This window comes from Flammeovirga aprica JL-4 (assembly GCF_012844305.1).
GTDB lineage: Bacteria > Bacteroidota > Bacteroidia > Cytophagales > Flammeovirgaceae > Flammeovirga > Flammeovirga aprica.
Genome location: NZ_JABANE010000457.1, coordinates 1 through 504, shown reverse-complemented (window position 1 = coordinate 504; position 504 = coordinate 1). Strand labels below are relative to the sequence as shown.

Annotated in this window: 1 protein-coding gene; it reads left to right on the top strand. The window is 64.1% G+C overall.

The window, feature by feature from the left end; genetic code table 11:
* The coding region (locus HHU12_RS34930; RefSeq protein WP_205960122.1) for a hypothetical protein at nucleotides 1-412 on the top strand (412 nt) is incomplete at its 5' end.
* Nucleotides 413-504: the final 92 nt, after the last annotated feature.

The window sequence follows — 504 nt, the reverse complement described above, 5'->3', positions numbered from 1 at the left end:
CGTGGCCCACTATCTTAGCGGTCCGCACTACCGGGTATTATTTAACGAAGCCCGCGATCAGCTGCGCGCCGCGCTGGCGAAGGCCTGCGGCACATCGCTTGCCGAGTGCGCGAAGAGCAGCGTGAAAGACGATCCCTGGCGCGATCCGGCGATGCGTGATTTCTCTCGCTTCACCATGACCTACGATCTGCCGCAGCAGAAGGGTCCGCAGCCGCGTTTACAGGTGCCGGTGGGGGCGGAAGTGCTGCTGGAAGATGCCCTGCCGCATCTGTCAGCTGCCCAGCGTCGGGCGCTGATGGTCAACACCGCGCTGCCGGCGGGTTACCCGCTATCCGGCGCCACCCCCGAACAGCAATTCTGGCAGCGGCTGAATCTGTCGGCGGCCTGGGAGATGGCGCAAAAAAGGCATTAATGTGGTTTCCGGCACGCTGCACTGCGTGTCGCGCTTTTCCGGCAACGGGCGGACTTATCGCAGCAATACCCAGGCTGACGCACCGCCCGTCC